Genomic DNA, 22,386 nt, shown 5'->3' on the forward strand with positions numbered 1-22,386 from the left:
TGGCGCGCGCGGGCGCCGACCGCCGTATGCACGGTGGTCGAGGAGGAAAAGGGAGGTCAGACCGTGACGAGCGGTGGTCCACGGGTGGAGATTCCCGTGGCGAAGACCTGCATCCGGCGCATCGCGGGCCGGTAACCCACGGGGAGTGCGGCGGGAACAGGGAGAGAGGAAGAGAGACCGTGGATCGCGGCGATGCGGCGCACCGCGTTCAGCGCGAGGGCGCTACCCCGTTCTGCGCCGCGTATCAGGGCGGACGCAACGAGGACCGCCGCCAGGTGAGCAGCAAGCATTCCCGGACCGGGGAGATGAAAGTGGCCGCTGCCCAGCGACAGCGCGATATGACCGAGGACCTGCCCGGCCAGGAGTAGTGGTACGACCGCGAGTCGGGTTCCTGCCGCAACGGCGCCCGCGATCACGGCGACGGAGAGAAGAACCGTGAGGGCTGTAGTGCCCGGATATGCGCCCTCCGCAACGGCGTGCGCGACGGTCGCGACCACACCACAGGTGCCACCCACGAAGCCGCCGCGCATGCGCGCGAGAAGCTGGGGGTCGGCGGCCATGCCCCGATGATACGTCTGGTACTACAGAGCGTCGTATGTGGTGCAGCACTGTCCGCGAGGGGTCTCACGTGAAACGGCCTGCACGCAACAAGCGTGCCGACGGCCACGTGGACAGGCTCAACTGGTCGAGGCCGTGACCGGCAGCAATACGGTCGGCCGCGTCCTTACCAGTCCTCGCCACCACGATCGCGGCACAGGCGGCGATCGGTTCGACGATCTTGTGGACCTGCAACGCGTGCCGACGGCCAGGATCGTCGACATTAGGCCTCTGCCGTCCCGCAGGGGCTCACTCCGCACGAGTTACGCCATACAGCTGCGTCACTGGCAATCACGGCCCGCGCGAACATCAAGACGCTGCAGCGCATGCTCGGTCACGCCAGCGCAGCACTGACCTTGGACCGGTACGGACACCTTTTCGACGACGACCTCGGGATGATCGCTGAATGCCTCGACAAGCTCGCCCGTCCGCACGTCGCGTGAACCAGCCCCTCTCGTGAGAGACCGCGATACGGTGCGACGTGCCCGAAATTGCACGCCGTCGCCTTTCCCAACCACCACCGCCGCATGTGGTCTATGAAGCGATCACCGAACCGGACCGGGACCCGATGCGACCTTGGCTAACCCTGCATGAGGACGAACAACGCCCCGTCGTACTCGAAGCCGTCGAGCCCAACCTGGTGGTGTGGAGCTCGCTGTGGCCGTCACGTCCGGATGCTCGGATCCAATTCGATCTCACCGGGGGTCCGGGCGGTACCACGTTGCACTGGACGCTGTCAGTCGACGATCCTGCCCCGGACGACGACACGATCGTCAGGATGCGGAAGAGAATCAACGAGTTGATCAACGCGAACCTGCGCTTCACGTTCGGGCAGTAGGACTGCCCAAGATCCACCCGGATGTGGGCACATTGTGGGCAGAGACGAGTGAAGGGCGCTTCCCGGTTTCCGGAAAACGCCCTTCAACTGCACTAACTACTGTGGAGCCTAGGAGATTCGAACTCCTGACATCTGCCTTGCAAAGGCAGCGCTCTACCAACTGAGCTAAGGCCCCGTACGCCGACTAGCGACTGGGTACCTCGTGCCATTCGTCCTCACTACGCAGCATGCGAGCAAGTCCGACGACCGCCAGAAAACCAGCTCCCACAGCGATCAGGAACTTCATTTCTGGCTGCCTTTCGGGCACGGGAGTGGGCCTAGGAGGACTTGAACCTCCGACCTCTTCGTTATCAGCGAAGCGCTCTAACCGCCTGAGCTATAGGCCCTCGAACCGGATGGAACACTACCCCACCGAAGCCGGATGATTCAAATCGCCTCGACGGGGCAGCATTCCTGCAGGTCAGTCCGGGTCTGCGAGCGTTACCTGAACACCACCGACGAGGTCGGTGCACAGGTTGTAGATGAAGGCTCCGAGGGTCGCGAGGGCGGTCATGAGAACCATGTTGGCCAGGCCGATCACGGTCGCGTACCCGAACACCTGCCCGACCGTGACGAGTCCCTCACTGCCCGCATCGCTCACGATGTCGGTGAACGCGCTGTTGAGCCTGTCCCACACGCCCATCCCGGCGAGCACGGCGTAGAGCAGACCGACCGCGATCATCCACACGAAAAACAGCGAGACGGAAATCACGGACGAGATCTTCAGCATCGACCACGGGTCGATACGCCGCAATTGCACCGTGGCGCGCAGTGCGTCACCGGTGGCAACACTGCCGGCGGCCGGGGCAATCGCCGTCGGACCCACCTTGGGAGTCTCCCCCGTTGTCGGCGCGACAGGCGTCGGATGCTTGACGGCAGAAAGATCGGGCAGATCCTTCGCAAGATCCTTGCGCTCGATATGCCGCGTCGGCCCGTCGATGACTGCGGCTTTCGCCTTCGCCGCAGCACGGTCGTTGCTCGCGCGCTCGTTGGTGGTGCGCTCGTTGCTGGTGCGCGGAGCCGACGCCGAGGACCCGGAGTTACCGGAGTTCATCGAGGCCGCTGCCGTGCCCGTCACGACCGGGCGGGTCGACGGTGCCGGATTCTGAGCTGCGGCGGGCTTGCCGGCGGGGGGCTGGCCGCCCGTCGACGATCGCGAAGCGGAGGATCCGCCACCCGCCGCCGGACCGGACTTGCCGAGACCGGGCCCGACTCCGGGCAGGTTGGTCTGTGGCGTCTTCTGAGGCGAGGAACCGCCCTGCGCGGTCCCTTGCTGCCCGCGCTGCCACGGCGGGGTCTGGCCACCCGGGCGTGCAGTCTGGTTCGCAGGCCTCGCCGGGCGGGACTGATCGTTGCCCTGCGACGACTGTGCTGTCGCCGCTCCGGACGGTGCCCCGCCCTGATTCCCGGTGCCCTGATTCGCAGTGCCCTGGTTCGCCGTGGGAGCCTCCGGTTGCGGCGCTGCCGCGGCCTGGCGGCCCGGCTCTTCGTTCCGTACCTGCGACTCGCTCCGCACGGACTCCTCGCGCTGTGCAGGCTTCGCCGCACCGGCCGCCGGACCCTTACCTTCGGAACTCGGCGTCTCGCGGGCCTTCTCAAGGGCCTTCCCGGAAACCTCCGCCGGCTTCGACGGAGCGGATTGCCCAGCCGGACCACCGCTCTGCGGAGGTCCGGCAGGCTTGTCCACCGCCGTGTTCTGAGGTGCCCGGTCCTGCTGCGGTGCCCGGTCCTGCTGCGGTGCCCGGTCCTGCGGTGCCCGGTCCTGCGAGGATGCCCCCTGCGGAGCCGGCCCCTGTGAAGGCGCCGCACCGGATGAAGCGGACGACACCTCCTGCCCATTGCGATCCTCGGGTTTCCGGCCGGGTTGCCCCTGGCCGTTTCCGTTGGGTCCCTGGGGAGTGCTCACTTACGACTCCTTAGCTCCGGATACGTCTGCGTCGTCCAGCTCGTCGGCATTGCGGGCGATCGCCAACAGCGTGTCGCCCTCGGCGAGGTTCATCAGGCGCACACCCTTGGTCTGCCGACCAGCCTTGCGCACCTGCTTGGCGACAGTACGGATGACACCACCGTTCGAGGTGATCGCGTACAGCTCGTCATCGTCCTCGACGATCCGAGCACCGACCAGGGTGCCACGCCGGCGGTCGTACTGGATGGTCAAGACACCCTTACCGCCGCGGCCCTGAACCGGGTAATCCTCCATCGGCGTCCGCTTCGCGTATCCACCGGAGGTCGCGACCAGCAGGTAGGTGCCTTCCTTGACGACGTTGAGCGACAGCAGGCTGTCCTCACCGTTGAACCGCATGCCCTGGACGCCGGAGGTTGCGCGTCCCATCGGACGCAGCGCTTCGTCGGTGGCGGAGAACCGGATGGACTGTCCCAGCTTCGAGACGAGCAGCAGGTCGTCGTCGGCGGAGCACAGAACCGCGCCCACCATTTCGTCGTCCCCGCGCAGGTTGATCGCCACGATGCCGCCGCTGCGGTTGGAGTCGAAGTCCGACAACCGCGACTTCTTCACCAGGCCGTTGCGCGTCGCGAGCACCAGGTACGGCGCGTCCTCGTAGCTTGTCAGACGGATGACGCCCTGGATCCGCTCGTCGGGCTGGAAGGCCAGCAGGTTCGCGACGTGCTGACCGCGTGCGGTGCGGTTCGCTTCCGGCAGTTCGTATGCCTTCGCCCGGTAGACGCGGCCCTTCGTCGTGAAGAACAGCAGCCAGTCGTGCGTGGAGGTCACGAAGAAGTGCTTGACGATGTCGTCCTGCTTGAGCTCGGCGCCCTTGACACCCTTGCCCCCGCGCTTCTGCGAGCGATACAGATCGGTGCGGGTGCGCTTGGCGTAGCCCGTCTCGGTGATCGTGACGACCACGTCTTCACGAGCGATGAGGTCCTCGTCGGTGACGTCGCCGTCGGCGGCGACGATGCGCGTCCGGCGATCGTCGCCGTACTTCTCGGCGATCTCCTTCAGCTCGTCACGGACGATGGCGCGCTGCCGCTCGGGCTTCTCGAGAATGTCCTTGTAATCTTCGATCTCCCGCTCGATCTCTGCGAGGTCGTCGATGATCTTCTGACGTTCCAGAGCGGCGAGGCGACGCAACTGCATCGCGAGGATCGCATCGGCCTGGATCTCGTCGACCTGGAGCAGGTCGATGAGGCCGCCACGCGCGATGTCGACGGTCTGCGACCTGCGGATGAGTGCGATGACCTCGTCGAGCGCGTCGAGTGCCTTCACCAGGCCGCGCAGGATATGAGCCCGTTCCTCGGCCTTGCGCAGCAGGTAGCGCGTACGCCGGACGATGACCTCGACCTGGTGCACGACGTACAGCCGGATCATCTGGTCCAGGCGCAGCGTGCGCGGGACACCGTCGACGATCGACAGCATGTTGCAGCCGAAGCTCGTCTGGAGCTGGGTGTGCTTGTACAGGTTGTTCAGAACGACCTTCGCCACCGCGTCACGGCGGACGGTCACGACGATCCGCATACCCACGCGGTCCGAGGACTCGTCGTGGATATCGGAGATGCCGGCGATCTTGCCGTCGCGGACCTGCTCGGCGATCGAGGTGATGAGGTTGTCCGGGTTGACCATGTAGGGCAACTCGGTGATCACGATGGTGGTGCGGCCCTTGGGGTCGTCTTCGATCTCCACGACACCGCGCATCTTCACCGAGCCACGACCCGTGGTGTAGGCGTCGTGAATGCCCTGCGATCCGGTGATCAAACCCGCGGTCGGGAAGTCGGGGCCCTGGATCCGCTCCATCACCGCAGCGAGGGTCGTTTCCTCATCGGCTTCGAAGTTCTCGAGTGCCCAGTAGATCGCCTCGGCGACCTCTCGGAGATTGTGCGGGGGGATGTTGGTCGCCATGCCCACCGCGATGCCACCCGAACCGTTGATCAACAGGTTGGGGATACGGCTGGGGAGAACTGTCGGTTCCTGGGTGCGGCCGTCGTAGTTCGGCTGGAAATCGACCGTGTCGTGGTCGATGTCGCGCAGCATCTCCATCGCGAGCGGGGTGAGCCGGCACTCGGTGTATCGCATGGCGGCGGCACCGTCGTTGCCGCGGGAACCGAAGTTGCCCTGTCCGTCGACGAGCGGGTACCGCAAAGCCCACGGCTGCGCCATGCGCACCAGGGTGTCGTAGATCGAAGAGTCGCCGTGCGGGTGGTAGTTGCCCATCGTCTCGGCAACGGCACGCGCCGACTTCACATAGCCGCGGTCCGGCCTGAACCCGTTGTCGAACATCGCGTACAGCACGCGGCGGTGGACGGGCTTGAGTCCGTCACGCACGTCGGGCAGAGCACGCCCCACAATCACGCTCATCGCGTAATCGATGTAGCTGTTCTGCATCTCCAGCTGGATGTCGACGGGCTCGATGCGGTCGTGCCCCGGCCCCTCCGGAGGCAACGTGGTGTCGGTCATGAGCTCCTTCTTCTACTCGGCTCGAACGGCCGCTCGCGGTCTTCCGCGCGGCAGACGTCTCGCAACCACCCGAGTCTATAGGTGCAGGTCACCCCACGCCGCGAAGGACAGGCACTTTCCCCTCACGTCTCCGCAAGGGAGAGGTAGATCACACACAAAAAGGCCGTTCTGCACCACGTCACGTCCCACTTCCCGCGTCGGTCCGGAGTTCGATCAGGTCCTCGTGCCGGCCCCTCTCGTCCTCCGGTGCAAGTACCAGCGCGGTGATCGGCACAGCCAGCACGATGATGCCGAGAATGAACGCGGGGAAGAGAAACGACAGGACGCTCATGCCGCTCGGTTCCGGGGCTTCGGGATCGACGACCACGTGGACCCCCGCCATTCCGGTGTAGTGCAGCGCGACCACTGCGGAAGCCATGACGAACGCCGCGATCAGACGGATGTGGACCCGTTCGGCGCTCCGCGCGAGAGCGAGCGCAAGCGTCGACGCGACCACACCGATGCCCACCGACAGCAGGACGAACCTCGCATCGTGGTCGATGGTGCCCTGGACCCTCATCGCGGTCATCCCGATGTAGTGCATGAGGCTGACCGCGAGACCCATCACCAGGCCACCGATTCCCGGACGGACCCCTCGAGGAAGCCGCTCGAGCATCGCGGAGCGGACAGTCACGATCCAGATGCCGAACATGGTGGTCGCCACCGCTGCCAGCACCGAGAGCACCGTGGGCCCGAGGTGGTATCGAATCACGGTTCCCGGCACGGAGAACCCCACCATCCCGATGAAGTGCATGAGCCAGATCCCCACGCCGCCGATGGCCAGGGACGCCATGGGCAACCACCAGTTGCCCCCGTTGCGTCCCGAGTCCTCGTGCGACCGGCGAATGCAGGACAGCCCGGTATAGGACCCGGCTACGGCGGTCGCGTAGGCCAGCACGAAGACCCACGGCCCCATCGAGAAATGGTGCACGCCGGACTGTTACCGCGTGGGGGTCCGGAACGTCTCCGCGTTCCACTCGTCGGCTTCACGCTCGAGTTGCGCCGCGACGCGGTCCGGGGCGAGCAGCACCGCGACAATCGGAACGACCAGCATGAGCAGTCCGGCGACGAACAACGGGAACAGAATCGAGAACACCTCGATGCCGGCGGGTGCCGGCACCGTCGCGTCGGGAGTCACCCGGATGGACGCCGCAGCGAGGAAGTGCACGACGATCACTGCGGCGCCGCCGAGGACCCCACCGATCAACCGCTTGGGCCATGTGTCCGCGTGCTGCACCAGCCACATCAGACCCGCCGCCGTCACGAACGCGAAGAGCACGCCGGCACCGACGAAGATGAGGTTGAAGGAGACCTCTCCCTGGGTCCGGACCGACCACATGATGACGTAGGGCACAGCGGCGAGTCCGGCGCCGAGTACAAGAGCAGCCGGCTCCGTCCTCGACGAGGAACCGTCCGACGGCGACGCGATCAGCAGAGCCATGAACACCGTCACCAGCGCGAGCAGCATCGAGAACACGATGGTGACCAGGTCGTACCGGACGACACTGTTCTCCACCGCGAACCCGGCCATCGGCAGGAACTGTGCAAGCCACACGCCGACTCCGCCGAGGACGAGGCATGCGACCACCAGCCAGAATCGGCGAACGCGGCCGCTGCCCGCGGTACGAACCTTCCGGACGCTGGTGACCCCGACGAACACCCCGATCGCCGAGGTGAGGTACGCCAGCAAGATCACCCATGGACCCATGGTGAAAAGCTGGAGCCCCTCGACCACTACGGGGCCACCGGCTGGTGCAGCTTTCGCAGCGCGTATTCGGTGACGGTCACCAATGCCTGCTTCGCCGATTCACGGGACCGCGCGTCGATCGACACGATCGGGACATCGGGTGAGATCGCCATGGCCTGGCGGATGTCCTCGAGCGGGTAGCGCGGCGCGTCGTCGAATTCGTTGATCGCGACGATGAACGGGAGGTTCCGCGCCTCGAAGAAGTCCACGGCCGCGAAACTCTCGTCGAGCCGACGCGTGTCGATCAGCACGATTGCACCGATCGCACCTCGAATGAGGTCGTCCCACATGAACCAGAATCGGTGCTGGCCCGGAGTACCGAACAGGTACAGCACGAGGTCCTCGGCCAGACTGATACGGCCGAAGTCCATCGCCACCGTCGTCGTCGCCTTCTGCGGCGTCGCGGTGAGATTGTCGACTCCGTCGCTGGCGTTCGTCACGAGCGCTTCGGTGCGGAGGGGGACGATTTCGGACACCGCCCCGACCAGCGTGGTCTTTCCGACACCGAAGCCACCCGCGATCACGATCTTGGTCGAGGTCACGCGCTTGGTGGCGCTAGAGTTCGCGAAGTCCACTGAGGACCCTTTCAATCAGCTCACGACGCTCCGCGTCGCTCGAATCGTCTTTCAGCGTGGCCAGGATCTGTACGTGTCCGGCTTCGACAAGATCGGCAACGAGGACGCGTGCCACTCCCAGCGGCACGCCCACCCTCGCCGCGATCTCGGCAACCGAGGGCGACTCCTTGCACAACTCCAAGATCGTGGCGTTGATGTTGTCCAGGTCACGGGCCCGAGGGTTCGTGCCCGGGATCGCCTGGATCAGTGCTTCCAACGCCAGTTCGACCGCAGGACTCGTACGTCCCGAAGTCAGCGAGTAGGGCCGTACCAGGCTGGGCTGATCCGGCACCGACTCAGGTTTGCGCGATTCCATGGCCACCTCGACGTCAGGACCCTTGGCCGACCCGGGGGGTTGCCTCGACCGAGGCACCCACCCGGTCCACCAAGAGCGCCATCTCGTAGCCGACCTGTCCGATATCGCACTCCGACGCGGTCAAAGCCGCGAGGTGCGAACCGTCACCGACACTCATGAGCAGCAGGTAACCGTGCTGCATCTCGACGACCGACTGGAGAACTCCGCCACCGTCGAACAACTGCGAGACACCGTTGGACAGGCTCGCGAGGCCGGAAGTGACGGCAGCGAGCTGCTCGGCACGGTCGACCGGAAGGTGGGCGCTGGCAGCCATCAGCAGGCCGTCGGCGGACACGAGTACGGCATGCGAGACACCTGGAACTTCGCGCGCAAAGTTGGAAACCAACCAGTCCAGTGGACGGGCCACGTCGGATCCATGATCAATGTTCATCGAACTCCCTGTTCATTGTTCTCGCGATTGCTGGTATTCGCCGAGGTGCGACCGTTACGGACGCCCTGCTGGTGGCGACTCAGGTTCGCCCGAATGGCTTCCGGGTCCCGGCGTCGGATCGTCTTGGGCAGCTCCCCGGTGGCGGGAGCCCTCACCGCACCCGGAACGAGGCGGTGACCCGGCTCGCGCCTCGGAAGGCCGGCCGTCGTGTGTTCTTCCACCGATACTTCTGCTGCTCGCTGTGCTGCTTCCCAGCCCGCGTCGGCAGCCGAGCGCCATTCCTTCTTCCGGCGGTCCTCCGGAAGACTGTTCGGATCGACAAGCCAATCCGACATCATGTTGGAGAAGATCGGCGTGTGGGGTGCGGGCTGCGGCCGGAGCCCGACCGAATCCGGCCTGGGCTGGAAGAACGACGCTGTCTTCGCGGAGTTCGTCCGGTAGCGATGGCGAGCGGCGTTCTGCGCGTCGCTCTGCTTCGACACCGATCCGCCGTCGGCAATACTCGCCGACGGGATAGGCGTCGGACCCGCCAGTGCGGCAGCCGAGGGTTCCTGCGCGGTGGCAGGACGCGGCGGAAGCCCTGGGGTCGCCCCGGGCCGGCGACGCGGAAGACCTCCGGCCGGTGCGCTGTCCGGGCGAGGTTGCGGCCCACCGGCAATACCGGGCGTGGCACCTGGACGACGCTGCGGCAACCCGTTCGGAGCCTCGTGTTGCGGCTGCTGCTGCGACGGCCGACGAGTCTGCGGCGGCTGCACCTGCGAGTGCTGCGGTTGCGAATGCGGCTGCGAATGCTGCGCGTGCGAATGCTGGTGAGGACGCTCAGGAGTCGTCTGCTGCTGCGGTGACGGCGGTGCGCCGCGTCCTTGCAATCCGGGCGTAGCGCCGGGCTGACGCTGCGGCAGTCCCGACGGACGGGTTCCCTGCTGTGCATCCGGACGCTGCTCCTGCGGGGCAGGTCCCGAACGAGCCGGGAGTCCGGGAGTATTACCCGGTTGACGCTGCGGGAGACTCGACGCTTCTTGTTCCCGAACAGGTTCCGGCTGCTGCCGGTGCGTGGGCGGCTCGGTCGCCGCGTGGCTGCCGGTCCGTTCGGCCGGACGCTCGTCCCGCGACATCCGACGGTCGCGCTCGTCCTGCTGGGGACGCTCCTGACGGGATTCCTGCTCCGCCTGCGCCTCTCGCTCCTGACGACGAGCATGCTCGTCCTGCCACACGCGGTCCTGGGTGGGACGGTTCTGACCGTGCTGGCCGCGGGGAGGAATCGCCGACACGAACGCCGCGGCGGCGTCGGGCTGGATCCTGCGCGGGGCCTGCTGCGGCTGCGGCAGGCCGGAGGTAGCGCCGGGCTGACGGGTCGGCAAGCCAGGAGTCGCACCCGGCTGACGGGTCGGCAAACCGGGAGTCGCACCCGGCTGACGGGTCGGCAAACCGGGAGTCACACCCGGCTGACGGGACGGAAGACCCGATGCCGCTGCGCCGGGGTTGCGGGTAGGCAGACCCGATGCCGCTGCGCCGGGGTTCCGGGTGGGCAGACCCGAGTTCGAACCCGGCTGGCGCGGAGGAAGTCCCGGTGCTGCGCCCGGCTGACGCGTCGGCAGACCGGAACGGTCGCCTTGGCCTCGCTGGGGCTGGCCCGGAGCACCTGATTCGCGAAGTGCCGACAACTCGTGCGCACCGGTCGACTCGCGCGGAGCCATGCCCCGAGATGCCGGCCCGAAGCCCGCACGCTCGTCGTCGCGGGACCGCTCGTCGTGACCCGGTGCGGAATCGCGGCGGGCACCCTGAGCCGGATCTCTTCTCTCCGAAGACCGCTCATCCTGTGCGTAGTACGACCGGTCGGGCGCCTCGATGCGGATCGGCTGCGACGGCGGGTTGAACTCCGCGTCGGAACGGTCGTACGCATCGACACGGACCGGCTGCGACTTTTGATCCGACTGCGGCCGGGGCTGCGGCTGCTGCTCGGACTGCGGCCGGGGCTGCGGCTGCTGATCGGACTGCGGCTGCGGCCGGGGTTGCGAGGGCGGCTGAGACTGCGACCGCGCCGGTTCGTATTCCTTCTCGCGGGAAGGCGGCGGCAGCTGGGGAGTCTCCTGCGACGACGGCGAGGACAGCGTCTCGGGCGCAGACACGGGCTCCGCGTCGATGATTCGCGGTTGCGGACCCGTCTGGGACAACGCGAGCGGCGACACGAGCAGCACATCCGGGATGTGAACGCTCGCGGTGATGCCGGGGTTGCGTGCGGTGTCGAAGGTCGGGCGCAGTCGCACGGTGAGACCGTGACGCTCGGCCAGCCGGGACACCACGAACAGACCCATGTGACGGGCGGTGTCGGGACCGACCGCGCCACCACTCGTCAGTCGCTCGTTGATGATCTCGAGCTCTTCGGGAGGTATTCCGATACCGCGATCGGCGATCTCGACGAGCAGTCCACCGTCGACGGCGCGCGCGAAGCTGAACGTGACGGTGCTGTCGGGTGGAGAGGCCCGCAACGAGTTGTCGACCAATTCTGCGAGGAGATGCACGATGTCGGTCGCTACCGCGCCGCTGAGCGCACCGTCCGGTGTCGAACCGATCTGGACCCGCTGGTAGTCCTCGACCTCGGACATCGCAGCACGCAGGATGTCGCCGAGCTGTACAGGCGCCGAGTGACCGCGGCGGATGCGCGTGCCGGAGAGGATCAACAGGTTGTCGCCGTTACGGCGCATACGAGCCGCAAGGTGATCGAGCCGGAAGAGGCTCTCGAGACGGTTGGGGTCCTTCTCCTCGTACTCGAGACGTTCGATGAGTCCGAGCTGCTGCTCGACGAGGGACTTGCTTCGCCGGGCCAGCGTCTCGAACATGTCGTTGATCTGGAGCCGGAGGTGGGCCTGCTCGCCCGCGAGACGCAGTGCCTGGCCGTGCATGTCGTCGACCGCGCGCGCCAGCTGACCGATCTCCTCGGTCGTGTGGACGGGAACGCGGGTGAACTCGATGTCCTCGATGCTGTCGCCGACCTTGATGCGGTCGATCGCCTCGGGAAGCTCCTGGCGGGCAACCTTGAGGGTTCCGTACCGCAGCCGGCGGATGGGCCCGACGAGAGACCGGGACACGAGCAGCGCGAGGACGAGAGCCGCGAGCAGAGCCGCGAGCACGATCGCGGTGTCGCGCAAGGCCGCTGCCCGGGTCTCCGCGGCACGATCCTGAACGGTCGTCGTGATCTGCTGCGCTGCAGCGTCGATGATGCCGCCGTACACGTCGACGCTGTGCAGCAGCGACGCTCGGACGTTGAGGATCGGGAGCGGGCCTTCGCCGGCAGCCGCGACCATGTCGGTGCGTTCCTTGACACCGGACCGCAGGTCGGCAATCTGCGCGTCGGCCATCGGGTAAGAACGCGAAAGAAGATCGAGCATCGCGAGCTCGCCGCCGGAGGCGGTCACGAGCGCGGTATCGGGCTTCTCGGGGTTCTCGAGAATGTCGAGCACACCGAGTACCTGGCCGAAGAGGTAGCGCTGGGAGTACCAGGCGTTCACGAGTTGATTGCCGTAGTCGAGGATCTCGCGGTCGTCGACGCCGTCGAGGACCGATTCCACGATCCTGTTGAGGTTGTCTCGCACCTCGCTGGTGACGGTGGCGATCTCGGCGATCGCGACGGGCCCGGCCTTCATCTTGGTGTAGAGCGCCTCCGCATTGGCGATCGTGCGGTCGAGGTCCGAGACGAGCGCCTCGTCGAACTCGGGGCTGGCAGCGATCGTCTTCATCGTGACGAAGCTGGCGCCGAGGGTATCCATCTCCTCGGGCGTGATCGTTCCGGCCGCCACGTTGCCCGTCGCTGTCGCGAACGCAGTCGAGAAGTCGACGATGTCGGGCACTACCGCGACCTGGTCGGCGGCGGAGGAGAAGTGCACCGCATTGGTGAGTTCGTTCTCGACGCGAAGACCACCCAGGACCATCGCCACTATCACGGGGACAGCGAGGACGGCGGTGACCTTCGTGCGAAGACCCCACCCCTCGATGTTCCACCACCGCTGCCGGGGCGGCGACTTGTCACTCATGGATTACAGCTCTCCTTCCACCCCGTTCGCGCCAGGCGACGAGCGCCAACCGGCGCACCGCTCGAAACTGAGTGCGTTTTCGATCGATGCAGTCGAACGAGACGTTCCTGGGTGAGGGCACCATAGCGGTACATACAGGGAATACGGAAGGCGCACGGTCATACGCTCCTGCGAAATGCACCCGACCCCCTGTACGGCAGCCACACATGGCGGTGGCCCAATGGACTGTACTAGCGGGTAGCCAGCCAGCGCGACCAGCGTGTCACTGTCACCTGTCACATCATCGGGACCCCTAATGTGATGTCTCTCACAAAAGGGATCCCGATGTGGCCAGCTTTCGCTCAGCGACCGCCGAGCGACCCCGCGTCAGACGTCGAGGAACCGCACGTCTTTCGCGTTGCGCGTGATGAAGCTTCTGCGTGCCTCCACGTCCTCACCCATGAGGACGCTGAACAGTTCGTCCGCGGCGGCAGCATCGTCGAGCGTCACCTGACGGAGAACGCGAACGGCGGGATCCATGGTGGTTTCCCACAGTTCCTTCGCGTTCATCTCGCCGAGGCCCTTGTAGCGCTGGATGCCGTCGTCCTTGTTGATCTTCTTACCGGCCTCGAGACCCACCTTGAGCAACGCGTCCCGCTCACGGTCGGAATACGCGAACTCGGGCTCGCTCCGCTGCCACTTCAGCTTGTACAGCGGCGGTTGCGCCAGATAGACGTGACCGTCTTCGACGAGCGGCCGCATGAACCGGAACAACAGGGTGAGAAGCAATGTCGCGATGTGCTGGCCGTCGACGTCGGCGTCGGCCATCAGCACGATCTTGTGGTATCGCAGCTTCGCGATGTCGAATTCTTCGTGGATGCCCGTGCCGAAAGCCGTGATGATGGACTGGACTTCGGCGTTCTTGAGCACCCGGTCGATGCGGGCCTTCTCGACGTTGATGATCTTTCCGCGCAGCGGGAGGATCGCCTGGTACATCGAGTCGCGGCCCGACTTCGCGGAACCGCCTGCCGAGTCGCCCTCCACGATGTAGATCTCACACTTGCTCGGATCCTTGGAACGGCAGTCGGCGAGCTTGCCCGGCAGGCCACCGATATCCGTAGCGCTCTTGCGCCGCACCAGTTCTCGCGCCTTCCGGGCCGCGAGCCGGGCGTGAGCGGACGACACTGCCTTCGTGACGATCGTCTTCGCGTCGGCCGGATTCGCCTCGAACCAGTGCGAGATGTGCTCGTTGCACGCCTTCTGCACGAACGACTTGACCTCGGTGTTGCCGAGCTTCGTCTTGGTCTGTCCTTCGAACTGCGGCTCGGCGACCTTGACGGAGACGATGGCCGCGAGACCCTCACGGATGTCGTCACCCGTCAGATTGGGATCCTTCTCCTTGAGAAGTTTCTTGTCCTTCGCGTACTTGTTCACCACGGTGGTCAGGGCCGCACGGAACCCTTCCTCGTGCGTACCGCCCTCGTGGGTGTTGATGGTGTTGGCGAAGGTGTGGACGGACTCGGAGTAACCCGAGTTCCACTGCATCGCAACCTCGAGTTCGTGGCCCGTGCCCTTGGCCGTGAAACCCACCACCGAGTTGTGGATCGGCGACTTCGTGCGGTTCAGGTGGCGCACATAGTCTTCGAGACCACCCGGGTAGTGGTAGACGCGCGTCTTGACCTTATGGACCTCGGGCTTCTTGGCCTCGATTTCCTGATCCTCGGCGGTCTTCGGCGCGTCCGCGGTCTCGAGAACGACCTCGTCGGTCACTTCCTCGGGAAGCACGCGCTCGTCGGAGAGCGTGATGGTCAGTCCCTTGTTCAGGAACGCCATCTCTTGCAGCCGGCGCGCGACCGTCTCGAAGTTGAAGGTGGTCGTCTCGAAGATGTCCGGGTCCGGCCAGAAGCGGACAGTGGTGCCGGTCCGTGTCGACGGCTCACCCTTGACCAGCTCACCGGGCTTGGAATAGGTGTACGTCTGTTCCCAGTGGTACCCGTCGCGGTCGATCTCGACCTCGAGTGTGGTCGACAGCGCGTTGACCACGGAGATGCCGACACCGTGCAGACCACCGGACACGGCGTACGAATCCGAGTCGAACTTGCCGCCGGCGTGCAGCTGGGTGAGGACGACCTCGATGGTCGGAACGCCCGACGAGTGCATCCCGACAGGGATGCCGCGGCCGTCGTCGACGACCTGCACGCCACCGTTCTCGAGAAGGGTGACCTCGACCTGCGTCGCGTACCCGGCCATCGCCTCGTCGACCGAGTTGTCGACGACTTCCCAGATCAGGTGGTGCAGACCACGCTCTCCGGTGGAACCGATGTACATACCTGGGCGCTTGCGTACCGCCTCGAGTCCTTCGAGGACGGTGATGGACGACGCACCGTAGTCATTGTTGCTCTTGTTCGACTTCTGGGCAGCCACGGGTGGGTAGCTCTCCTTCTCCGCCTCGGCCCCGCACAACGCGCGCGGCATTCTTCATCCATCCTACGTGCCCGACCCTCGTATGCCGGGGGCGACACAGGATGCGGTTGCTTACCCCGCTGATATCCCCGCAGCGGGCTTCGCGCGCATCAACACAAGTAAATTCCTACGTGGGGTTCATTCCGCGCTCGTGATGCTCGCGGGCGACCTGGATCACCCATACGTATCGCGAGGACCACGCCCACGGACGTGCCGCTCACCTTTACGCCAACTCGGCGCCGTAGGCCCGCTGATGCGTAGTTGCTTCACCACGCCGTGGCCGACCGCCGCGGCGATCTTCGCCAGGATCTGCGACTGCATCATCCGCAACTGGGTTGCCCAGGCCGTGGACTCGGCAGAGATATGCAGGATGCCGTCGCGCAGTGTCGTCGGCTGGGCGTGGCCGGCGATGTCCTCGCCCACCACACGCGCCCAACTGCCGAGGACCGTGCCCTCGGATACGTGCGTCGACCAGCCTCGTTGCTTGGCTACCGCACCGGTCAGGGCGCCCAGAGGCTGCGGATCCCGGTCGTCGGGTCCGGGCCCGGACCAGCCGCGGCGACGTCGGCGAGGACGCAGGTTCCCGCGCGACGCGCGACCCTGTCCCACTGCCTTGCCGCTGGCCTTGGCTGCTGCTCGAGCTTCCTCGAGCGCGCGCCGTGCGAGGTCGACACCCTTCAGTTCGGGTTCGCCGGACGGCGAACCGTCCTGTGGCCGTGACTCGTCACTCATCGGATCTCCCCACCGGTTGTGCGTCTGCCCATTGCACCGATCCCAGCACAGAGATCCGACCGTTGTCGGTGTCTTTCACGTCCACGGGGAACCGCGCGCCGCTCAACTCGTCCGGCACGTCCTCGGGAACAGCCGCGGTGATGAGTACTTGCTCCGCCGTCGCAGCGACCTCCGCGAGTGCGGCGCGGCGACGGCGATCGAGTTCGGCGAAGACGTCGTCGAGCAACAGCACCGGGTCGGTACCGTCCGTGCGGAGCAGAGCGAAGGCGCCGAGCCGGAGCGCGAGCGCGAACGACCACGATTCGCCGTGACTCGCATATCCCTTCGCACCGTGCTCGCCGAGGACCAACTCGAGATCGTCGCGGTGCGGGCCCACCAGGCACACCCCGCGTTCTATCTCCTTGTTTCGCGCTTCCGCCAGACGGTGCAGGAACACGGTCTCGAGGAATTCGCGGTCGTCCGGTGCGGGAACGCGGGCCGGATCGGAGAACTCGTCGGGCAGTGCATCACCGAGGCTGCTGCGATATCGCAGGCGTGCGGGACGGGATTCGGGCGCGATCGAGCGGTATGCCTCCGACACGTGCGGGGCCAGAGCGTGCAACAACTCGAGCCGGGCCGCAAGCAACTCCGATCCGTGTGCGGCGAGGTGCCCGTCCCAGACATCGAGGGTGGCCAGCGCGCTCGTACCGTCGGTCGAGCGCGTGCCCCGGCGCAGCGCGCCTCCGGCTGTCTTGAGCAGCGCCGAACGCTGCCGCAGCACCTTGTCGTAGTCGGCTCGGACGCCGCTCATCCGCGGGTAGCGGGTGGTGAGCAGTTCGTCGAGGTACCGGCGCCGGTCACCCGGGTCGCCGCGGACGAGCGACAGATCTTCGGGCGCGAACAACACGCTCCTCAGAATCCCCAGGATCTCCCGGGGGCGGCGAGCCGGCGACTGGTTGATGCGGGCGCGATTCGGCTTGCCCTCGTTGATCTCGATGTCGATGCCCAGCTCACGACCCGCATTGACGACCTGGGCGCCGGTGAATGCCCGCGTCGTACCGGCACGCAGCAGCGGTGTGTCGGACGCGACGCGGTGCGATGACAGGGTCGACAAGTATCCGAGAGCCTCGAGCAGGTTCGTCTTGCCGTGTCCGTTGCGACCGACGAAGACCGTCGCTCCTGGCGACAGCTCCACGGAGACGGCTTCCCAGGAGCGGAAGTCGCGCAACGAGAAGGTGCGAACGTACACGGACCGTCCAAATCTGGCGCGCCGGTCAGCCCGGCAGGCGCACCGGCATCAGCAGATAGGTGTAATCGCTCTCGGGAGCAGCGAAGGTACCCGAAGCGTCGGGCGACGGTTCTTCCTCGAGTGCGGGCCGGAGCACGGCGGGCCGGCTCGCGGTCGTGAATCCGAACGAGACCTTGTCGGTGTGCAGCGACGTCAAACCGTCGAGCAGATAGCCGGGGTTGAACGCGATGACCAGCGGTTCACCGTAGAACTCGGCGGGATGTGATTCTTCGGCGCGACCCGCATCGTCGCCACCGGCGGACAGGAGCACGCCGCCGTCGGTGAACTCGAGTCGGACCTGAGCGCCACGCTCGGCAACGAGCGCGACACGCTTGATCGCCTCGACGAGCGGAGCGATCTCGACGGTGGCCATCGCTGTGTGCTCGTTCGGCAGCAGCTGGCGGAACTTGGGGAATTCGGCATCGAGGAGCCGGGTGGTGGTGCGACGGCCGTCGGCAACGATGCCGAGCAGACCTTCGGCGCCCACCGAGGAGCCGCTGCCCAGTGCGAGCTGCACGGGCGAATTCGACGACCCGCCAACGGTCTTCGCGGCCTCCGACAGAGTCTTCGCCGGTACGAGCACTGCGGCCGTGGTGGTGTCCGTGGTCGGCATCCACTCGAGTTTGCGCACCGCGAGGCGGAACCGGTCGGTGGCGGCGAGCACCACGTCGGTGCCGTCGATCTCGACCCGGATACCGGTGAGCATCGGCAAAGTGTCATCCCTGCCCGCTGCCACCGCGACCTGGCTGATGGCCTCGGCGAACAGGTCGCCGGCGAGCGAGCCGGTCTGCTGGGGCAGCTCCGGGAGCTGGGGATAATCCTCGACGGGCATCGTCGGGAGCGAGAACTTTGCGCTGCCGCACGTGATGAGTACACGCGTGCCGTCGAGAACCACGTCGACCGGTTTGTTGGGCAGCGAACGGGTGATGTCGGCGAGCAACTTGCCCGACACGAGAGCCTGGCCGGTGGTGATGACTTCGGCCGCCACGTGGACCTGCGCCGAGACCTCGTAGTCGAAGCCTGAAACGGTCAGGCCCTGCTCTTCAGCTCCGAGAAGCACGCCGCCGAGGACGGGCACAGGGGGTCGTGACGGCAGACTCCGGGCAACCCACGCGACAGAGTCGGCGAAGTCCTCGCGAGCAACACGAAACTTCATGCTTCCAAGCTCCATCGCCCGGTGGATCCCTTCGATCGTGGTCTCGACAAGTCGTACGAAGTCTGACACAAGGCCCCGACTCCGCGGGGCGGCGTCGGGGGATGCGGCTCCACGGTATGCCTTCCCTGGCTGGTTGGAAAGCCGGGGCCGGGAGTGGGCACCTCACTCGAGACGCCTGTGGAACAGCTCATCCACACACCTGTTTTTAAATAGTATTTCTCAGAAGAACTCACAGAAGTAGTAATAGGTCCTGTGCAATCTGTGGACCGATCGACGTCTAGGCTGGTGGGGTGCCCTTCTCGAGGGCCCACACTCGAGGATGAACTCGAGGACTACTCGAGGATGGAATGTGGACTCCTCGAGACTGTTAGCACTCCGTCCACCGCCCGTCCACAAAGATCCCATGTTGTACACACCCTTGTCCACAAGTGTGAGTACCCGGACTTTCTCGAGATGCGGGACGGAAAACAGACAGGGAGCGCCCGTGCGGGCACTCCCTGTGGACAGCTTTCTGTGGCGTGGGCTACCGCTTGGACCTCTGCTTGATCCGCGCGGTGAGTTCCTGAACCTGGTCGTATACCTTCCGGCGTTCCGTCATCTCTTTGCGAATCTTCTTGTCCGCGTACATAACTGTGGTGTGATCGCGTCCGAATGTCTGACCGATCTTCGGCAGTGACAGATCCGTCAGTTCTCGGCAGAGATACATCGATATCTGTCGGGCCTGCGCGAGTGGACGCGCCTTGCCCGGACCGCACAGGTCGTCGATGGACGTGCCGAAGTACTCCGCGGTCACCGCCATGATGGTCGCTGCGTTGATCTCGAGAGCCGTCGAATCGGGCATCAGATCACGCAGCACCACCTCCGCCAGCGTCAGATCGAGCGGTTGCCGGTTCAGGGACGCGAAGGCGGTGACGCGGATCAGCGCACCCTCGAGTTCGCGGATGTTGCGTTCGATCCGGCTGGCGATCAGCTCGAGGACGTCATGGGGAACGTCGAGCCCGTCCATGCGCGCCTTCTTGCTGAGAATCGCGATGCGCGTCTCGAGTTCGGGCGGCTGGACATCGGTGATCAGGCCCCACTCGAACCGGGTGCGCAGGCGTTCCTCGAGCGTCGCCAGCTGCTTGGGAGGACGGTCCGACGAGACAACGATCTGCTTGTTCGCGTTGTGGAGCGTGTTGAAGGTGTGGAAGAACTCCTCCTGGATACCTTCCTTGCCCTCGATGAACTGGATGTCGTCGACCAGGAGGATGTCCGTCTCCCGGTACCGCCGCTTGAACGCGACCTTGCGGTCGTCGCGGAGGCTGTTGATGAAATCGTTCGTGAATTCCTCGGTGGAGACGTACTTGACCCGCATCCCGGGGAACAGCCGCTGGGCGTAGTGCCCCGCAGCGTGCAGCAGATGGGTCTTGCCGAGACCGGACGCACCCCAGATGAACAGCGGGTTGTATGCCCTGGCCGGGGCTTCGGCGATCGCGACGGCCGCGGCATGGGCGAAGCGGTTCGACGCGCCGATCACAAAGGTGTCGAACGTGTATTTCGCGTTGAGGCTGCTGCTGCCCATGGCAGGCGTCTCGGGAGGCGGCGGCTGCGTGAAGTAGGACGGCCACGACTCGCGGACGGCGGTCAATGCCTCCCGGTCGTCGTCCACTTCCTCGTGGTCACCGGGGTCACCGTCGAGCATGTCGTGGTCGCGAGCTGTGGTGTATCTCCGCCGGAGATGCCCGATGCCTTCCCCCGGAGCCATGCCGTCGCGGGAGGATCGACCGTCTCGAGGCGAACCGCCATCTCGAGATCCCGCCGGCTCCCGCCGTGCATCGCGGGCGCGGCTCTCTCCACTGCGGGTATCCCCGGTGCCCCGGTCCTCGGGAAGGCCCTCGAGGGGCAGAGTGTCGCGGGGTTCCGCGTACGGATCCTCCGCGGGGTCGTCGATGCGTTCGCGGGGCTCGACCCGAACGCCCAGTCCTTCCACGCGATGACCCAGGTAGCGGGTGAGCACCCGGAGAATAGGTTCGCGCAGGTCACGCTCGATGGATTGCTGGGCCAACGTGGACGGGACCGACAGCAGCGCGAAACCCTGGGCCAGCGTGATCGGCTTGACCAGCGCCAGCCACGCCTTCTGGCTCTTGGTCAGTACTCCGTCGTCCGCTGTCAGCTCGGCGACGACGTCCGCCCACACATCGGCAAGCGCGTTCGGCTCGTCGTTCACGTAGCTTCCTCCCACAGGTCGACATGATTTCCACACGATTATCCACAGGTGTGGACAACCGGGGGGGACGACCCGGTGGATGTCTGCAGAAGTGGTGCAACTCTGTGCACAGATGAAGTGGAAGACCGATTTCTCGGGGCCTGTCGGTGTGCCGACACTTCGTGATCAGTCTGGCACACGAGATCGGCTCCACCCGGTGCCGCTGTGCGGCGCGTCAGGAGCAGCAGCACGCGACCGGCGGCCGCGCACATCGTCTATGGGTGTGCGGCGAATGGGCGAGACGGCCTATGCGCTGCGGGTTCGCTGACGAAGCCATGCGAGAGATCGTAACCCACCGTGATGTGGGACACACTGCTGTTCGGGGCCCGACTTTCGACGGATCGCACCCGGCATACGGGACCGCGCGGGCACAGAGACCGCAGTTTGATTTCGCGTCCGAATCCGCGTAGCCTCGAACAGTCACTCATGCAGAAGTGATAGGTCCGTGCTGCACTCATTGCGCACGGGTCGTGCGAAAATCCGTACACGTTAGACCGATGGCGCCTGCCGGCGTCACATATATCTCGAGGAGTGTTGACCGTGGCTAAGGGCAAGCGGACGTTCCAGCCGAACAACCGACGCCGCGCGCGCGTCCACGGCTTCCGTCTCCGGATGCGGACCCGTGCGGGTCGCGCGATCGTGACGGCGCGTCGCCGTAAGGGCCGCGCCGAACTCACCGCCTGATCCCGTAACGGGAGCTCGGGGTGTTACCTGAGCCGTATCGACTGCGGCGCCGCACGGACTTTTCCGATACCGTCCGTCGCGGTCGCCGTCAGGGGCGGCGGGACCTGGTGATTCACGCTCTCGAGCGTGATCGGTCCGAGTTCTTGGTGAGTGTCGACGGTCCCCGTTTCGGGCTCGTCGTGAATAAGGCTGTCGGGCCGGCGGTGATTCGACATCGAGTCGCACGCCGGCTTCGTCATATCTGTGCCGGCCTCGTCGAGCGAGTACCTGAGAACACAGACCTCGTGCTGCGTGCTCTTCCGGGCTCGGCGACCGCGGATTCGCGGGAACTCGACAAGCAGGTCCGGTCGGGTCTGGCCAGGCTCGGACTTCTTCTCGACGCATCTCCCACCGGCGAGGAGCCGTCCTCCAGCGTCCCGGCCGAGAGCGCGGGCGTCCACGCCGATGCCGGGAAGCCCGCATGACCGCCCCGAACGCGAGCGGGAACACCATCCGTTCGGCGCCGGCGAGGGCATTGATCTTCTGTATCGAGCTCTACCGCACGTATGTGTCGCCCACCCGGATGCCGACGTGCCGATTCGTCCCCACCTGCAGCGAATACGCGGTCGACGCGCTACGCACGCGAGGGTTCCTGGTCGGGTCGGTGCTGACGGCGCTGCGGCTGCTCAAATGTGGCCCCTGGCACCCTGGAGGGTGGGATCCGGTACCCGAGCGAAGTCATCGGTCGTCCCATGTGGGTACCTGACCGGAGCGAAGACCTGAGACCGACGCCTCTCCGTGGCGACATGGACGACCAGA

Annotated in this window: 18 protein-coding genes, 2 tRNA genes and 1 pseudogene; 5 read left to right on the forward strand and 16 right to left on the reverse strand. The window is 65.9% G+C overall.

Going from position 1 to position 22,386, the window contains the following annotated elements:
* Positions 1-56: 56 nt before the first annotated feature.
* Positions 57-560 (reverse strand): hypothetical protein, encoded by a 504-nt coding sequence (locus ACFWU2_RS01045; RefSeq protein ID WP_378598977.1) that lies wholly within the window; start codon positions 558-560, stop codon positions 57-59.
* Between the two features lie 267 nt (positions 561-827).
* Between ACFWU2_RS01045 and ACFWU2_RS01050 the strand changes: the two are divergent.
* Positions 828-1,040: pseudogene (locus ACFWU2_RS01050) on the forward strand (tyrosine-type recombinase/integrase); the annotation flags it as partial.
* A gap of 125 nt (positions 1,041-1,165) precedes the next feature.
* Positions 1,166-1,435 (forward strand): hypothetical protein, encoded by a 270-nt coding sequence (locus ACFWU2_RS01055; RefSeq protein WP_378598980.1) that lies wholly within the window; start codon positions 1,166-1,168, stop codon positions 1,433-1,435.
* 102 nt (positions 1,436-1,537) lie between these two features.
* Here ACFWU2_RS01055 and ACFWU2_RS01060 read toward each other — a convergent pair.
* The 15 genes from ACFWU2_RS01060 to dnaA all read right to left on the reverse strand — a co-directional run bounded on the left by ACFWU2_RS01060 (position 1,538) and on the right by dnaA (position 20,865).
* A tRNA-Ala gene (locus ACFWU2_RS01060) sits at positions 1,538-1,610 on the reverse strand.
* Positions 1,611-1,747: 137 nt separating this feature from the next.
* A tRNA-Ile gene (locus tag ACFWU2_RS01065) sits at positions 1,748-1,821 on the reverse strand.
* A gap of 74 nt (positions 1,822-1,895) precedes the next feature.
* Positions 1,896-2,990, reverse strand: a complete 1,095-nt coding sequence (locus ACFWU2_RS01070) for a DUF3566 domain-containing protein (protein WP_378598983.1) — start codon at positions 2,988-2,990, stop codon at positions 1,896-1,898.
* A 390-nt stretch (positions 2,991-3,380) separates the two neighbouring features.
* Entirely contained in the window at positions 3,381-5,885 is a 2,505-nt protein-coding gene (gene gyrA, locus ACFWU2_RS01075; protein ID WP_378598986.1) for a DNA gyrase subunit A, read from the reverse strand.
* Positions 5,886-6,063: 178 nt separating this feature from the next.
* Positions 6,064-6,840, reverse strand: coding sequence for an MHYT domain-containing protein (locus tag ACFWU2_RS01080; protein WP_378598989.1), 777 nt, complete (start codon positions 6,838-6,840; stop codon positions 6,064-6,066).
* 24 nt (positions 6,841-6,864) lie between these two features.
* On the reverse strand, positions 6,865-7,632 hold the full coding sequence (locus ACFWU2_RS01085) for an MHYT domain-containing protein (RefSeq protein WP_378598992.1): 768 nt from the start codon (positions 7,630-7,632) through the stop codon (positions 6,865-6,867).
* Between the two features lie 26 nt (positions 7,633-7,658).
* A complete protein-coding gene (locus ACFWU2_RS01090; RefSeq protein WP_169621077.1) occupies positions 7,659-8,213 on the reverse strand; it encodes an ATP/GTP-binding protein in 555 nt (184 codons plus the stop codon).
* 13 nt (positions 8,214-8,226) lie between these two features.
* Positions 8,227-8,601 (reverse strand): DUF742 domain-containing protein, encoded by a 375-nt coding sequence (locus ACFWU2_RS01095; RefSeq protein WP_378598995.1) that lies wholly within the window; start codon positions 8,599-8,601, stop codon positions 8,227-8,229.
* A gap of 13 nt (positions 8,602-8,614) precedes the next feature.
* On the reverse strand, positions 8,615-9,031 hold the full coding sequence (locus ACFWU2_RS01100; RefSeq protein ID WP_072701130.1) for a roadblock/LC7 domain-containing protein: 417 nt from the start codon (positions 9,029-9,031) through the stop codon (positions 8,615-8,617).
* Entirely contained in the window at positions 9,028-13,062 is a 4,035-nt protein-coding gene (locus tag ACFWU2_RS01105; RefSeq protein WP_378598999.1) for an ATP-binding protein, read from the reverse strand. Before ACFWU2_RS01105 ends, ACFWU2_RS01100 begins: the two co-directional genes overlap by 4 nt.
* A 366-nt stretch (positions 13,063-13,428) precedes the next feature.
* Positions 13,429-15,465: a DNA topoisomerase (ATP-hydrolyzing) subunit B gene (gyrB, locus tag ACFWU2_RS01110; RefSeq protein WP_378600183.1), complete on the reverse strand. Its 2,037-nt coding sequence runs from the start codon at positions 15,463-15,465 to the stop codon at positions 13,429-13,431.
* 213 nt (positions 15,466-15,678) lie between these two features.
* On the reverse strand, positions 15,679-16,236 hold the full coding sequence (locus ACFWU2_RS01115; RefSeq protein WP_378599002.1) for a DUF721 family protein: 558 nt from the start codon (positions 16,234-16,236) through the stop codon (positions 15,679-15,681).
* Positions 16,229-17,464: a DNA replication/repair protein RecF gene (gene recF, locus ACFWU2_RS01120; protein WP_378599005.1), complete on the reverse strand. Its 1,236-nt coding sequence runs from the start codon at positions 17,462-17,464 to the stop codon at positions 16,229-16,231. The genes ACFWU2_RS01115 and recF overlap by 8 nt, the downstream gene beginning before the upstream one ends.
* Positions 17,465-17,489: 25 nt before the next feature.
* Entirely contained in the window at positions 17,490-18,674 is a 1,185-nt protein-coding gene (gene dnaN / locus ACFWU2_RS01125) for a DNA polymerase III subunit beta (protein ID WP_169652309.1), read from the reverse strand.
* 508 nt (positions 18,675-19,182) lie between these two features.
* Entirely contained in the window at positions 19,183-20,865 is a 1,683-nt protein-coding gene (gene dnaA, locus ACFWU2_RS01130; RefSeq protein WP_378599010.1) for a chromosomal replication initiator protein DnaA, read from the reverse strand.
* Between the two features lie 579 nt (positions 20,866-21,444).
* On the opposite strand from dnaA, the gene rpmH reads away from it, so the two are divergent.
* The 3 genes from rpmH to yidD are packed head-to-tail and all read left to right on the forward strand — an operon-like array spanning position 21,445 to position 22,333.
* Positions 21,445-21,588, forward strand: coding sequence for a 50S ribosomal protein L34 (gene rpmH / locus ACFWU2_RS01135; protein WP_169620900.1), 144 nt, complete (start codon positions 21,445-21,447; stop codon positions 21,586-21,588).
* A gap of 20 nt (positions 21,589-21,608) precedes the next feature.
* Entirely contained in the window at positions 21,609-22,052 is a 444-nt protein-coding gene (gene rnpA / locus ACFWU2_RS01140) for a ribonuclease P protein component (protein ID WP_378599013.1), read from the forward strand.
* Entirely contained in the window at positions 22,049-22,333 is a 285-nt protein-coding gene (yidD, locus tag ACFWU2_RS01145) for a membrane protein insertion efficiency factor YidD (RefSeq protein WP_378599016.1), read from the forward strand. The genes rnpA and yidD overlap by 4 nt, the downstream gene beginning before the upstream one ends.
* Positions 22,334-22,386 lie beyond the last annotated feature (53 nt).

It is taken from the genome of Rhodococcus sp. NPDC058639 (assembly GCF_042717545.1).
Taxonomy (GTDB): domain Bacteria; phylum Actinomycetota; class Actinomycetes; order Mycobacteriales; family Mycobacteriaceae; genus Rhodococcus.

What these genes read in the sequence shown, in the direction of transcription:
- ACFWU2_RS01045 (WP_378598977.1), bottom strand. Translation starts at nt 560, where the DNA reads ATGGCCGCCGACCCCCAGCTTCTCGCGCGCATGCGCGGCGGCTTCGTG.
- ACFWU2_RS01055 (WP_378598980.1), top strand. Translation starts at nt 1,166, where the DNA reads ATGCGACCTTGGCTAACCCTGCATGAGGACGAACAACGCCCCGTCGTA.
- gyrA (WP_378598986.1), bottom strand. Translation starts at nt 5,885, where the DNA reads ATGACCGACACCACGTTGCCTCCGGAGGGGCCGGGGCACGACCGCATC.
- ACFWU2_RS01080 (WP_378598989.1), bottom strand. Translation starts at nt 6,840, where the DNA reads ATGGGGCCGTGGGTCTTCGTGCTGGCCTACGCGACCGCCGTAGCCGGG.
- ACFWU2_RS01085 (WP_378598992.1), bottom strand. Translation starts at nt 7,632, where the DNA reads ATGGGTCCATGGGTGATCTTGCTGGCGTACCTCACCTCGGCGATCGGG.
- ACFWU2_RS01095 (WP_378598995.1), bottom strand. Translation starts at nt 8,601, where the DNA reads ATGGAATCGCGCAAACCTGAGTCGGTGCCGGATCAGCCCAGCCTGGTA.
- ACFWU2_RS01100 (WP_072701130.1), bottom strand. Translation starts at nt 9,031, where the DNA reads ATGAACATTGATCATGGATCCGACGTGGCCCGTCCACTGGACTGGTTG.
- ACFWU2_RS01105 (WP_378598999.1), bottom strand. Translation starts at nt 13,062, where the DNA reads ATGAGTGACAAGTCGCCGCCCCGGCAGCGGTGGTGGAACATCGAGGGG.
- ACFWU2_RS01115 (WP_378599002.1), bottom strand. Translation starts at nt 16,236, where the DNA reads ATGAGTGACGAGTCACGGCCACAGGACGGTTCGCCGTCCGGCGAACCC.
- dnaN (WP_169652309.1), bottom strand. Translation starts at nt 18,674, where the DNA reads ATGGAGCTTGGAAGCATGAAGTTTCGTGTTGCTCGCGAGGACTTCGCC.
- yidD (WP_378599016.1), top strand. Translation starts at nt 22,049, where the DNA reads ATGACCGCCCCGAACGCGAGCGGGAACACCATCCGTTCGGCGCCGGCG.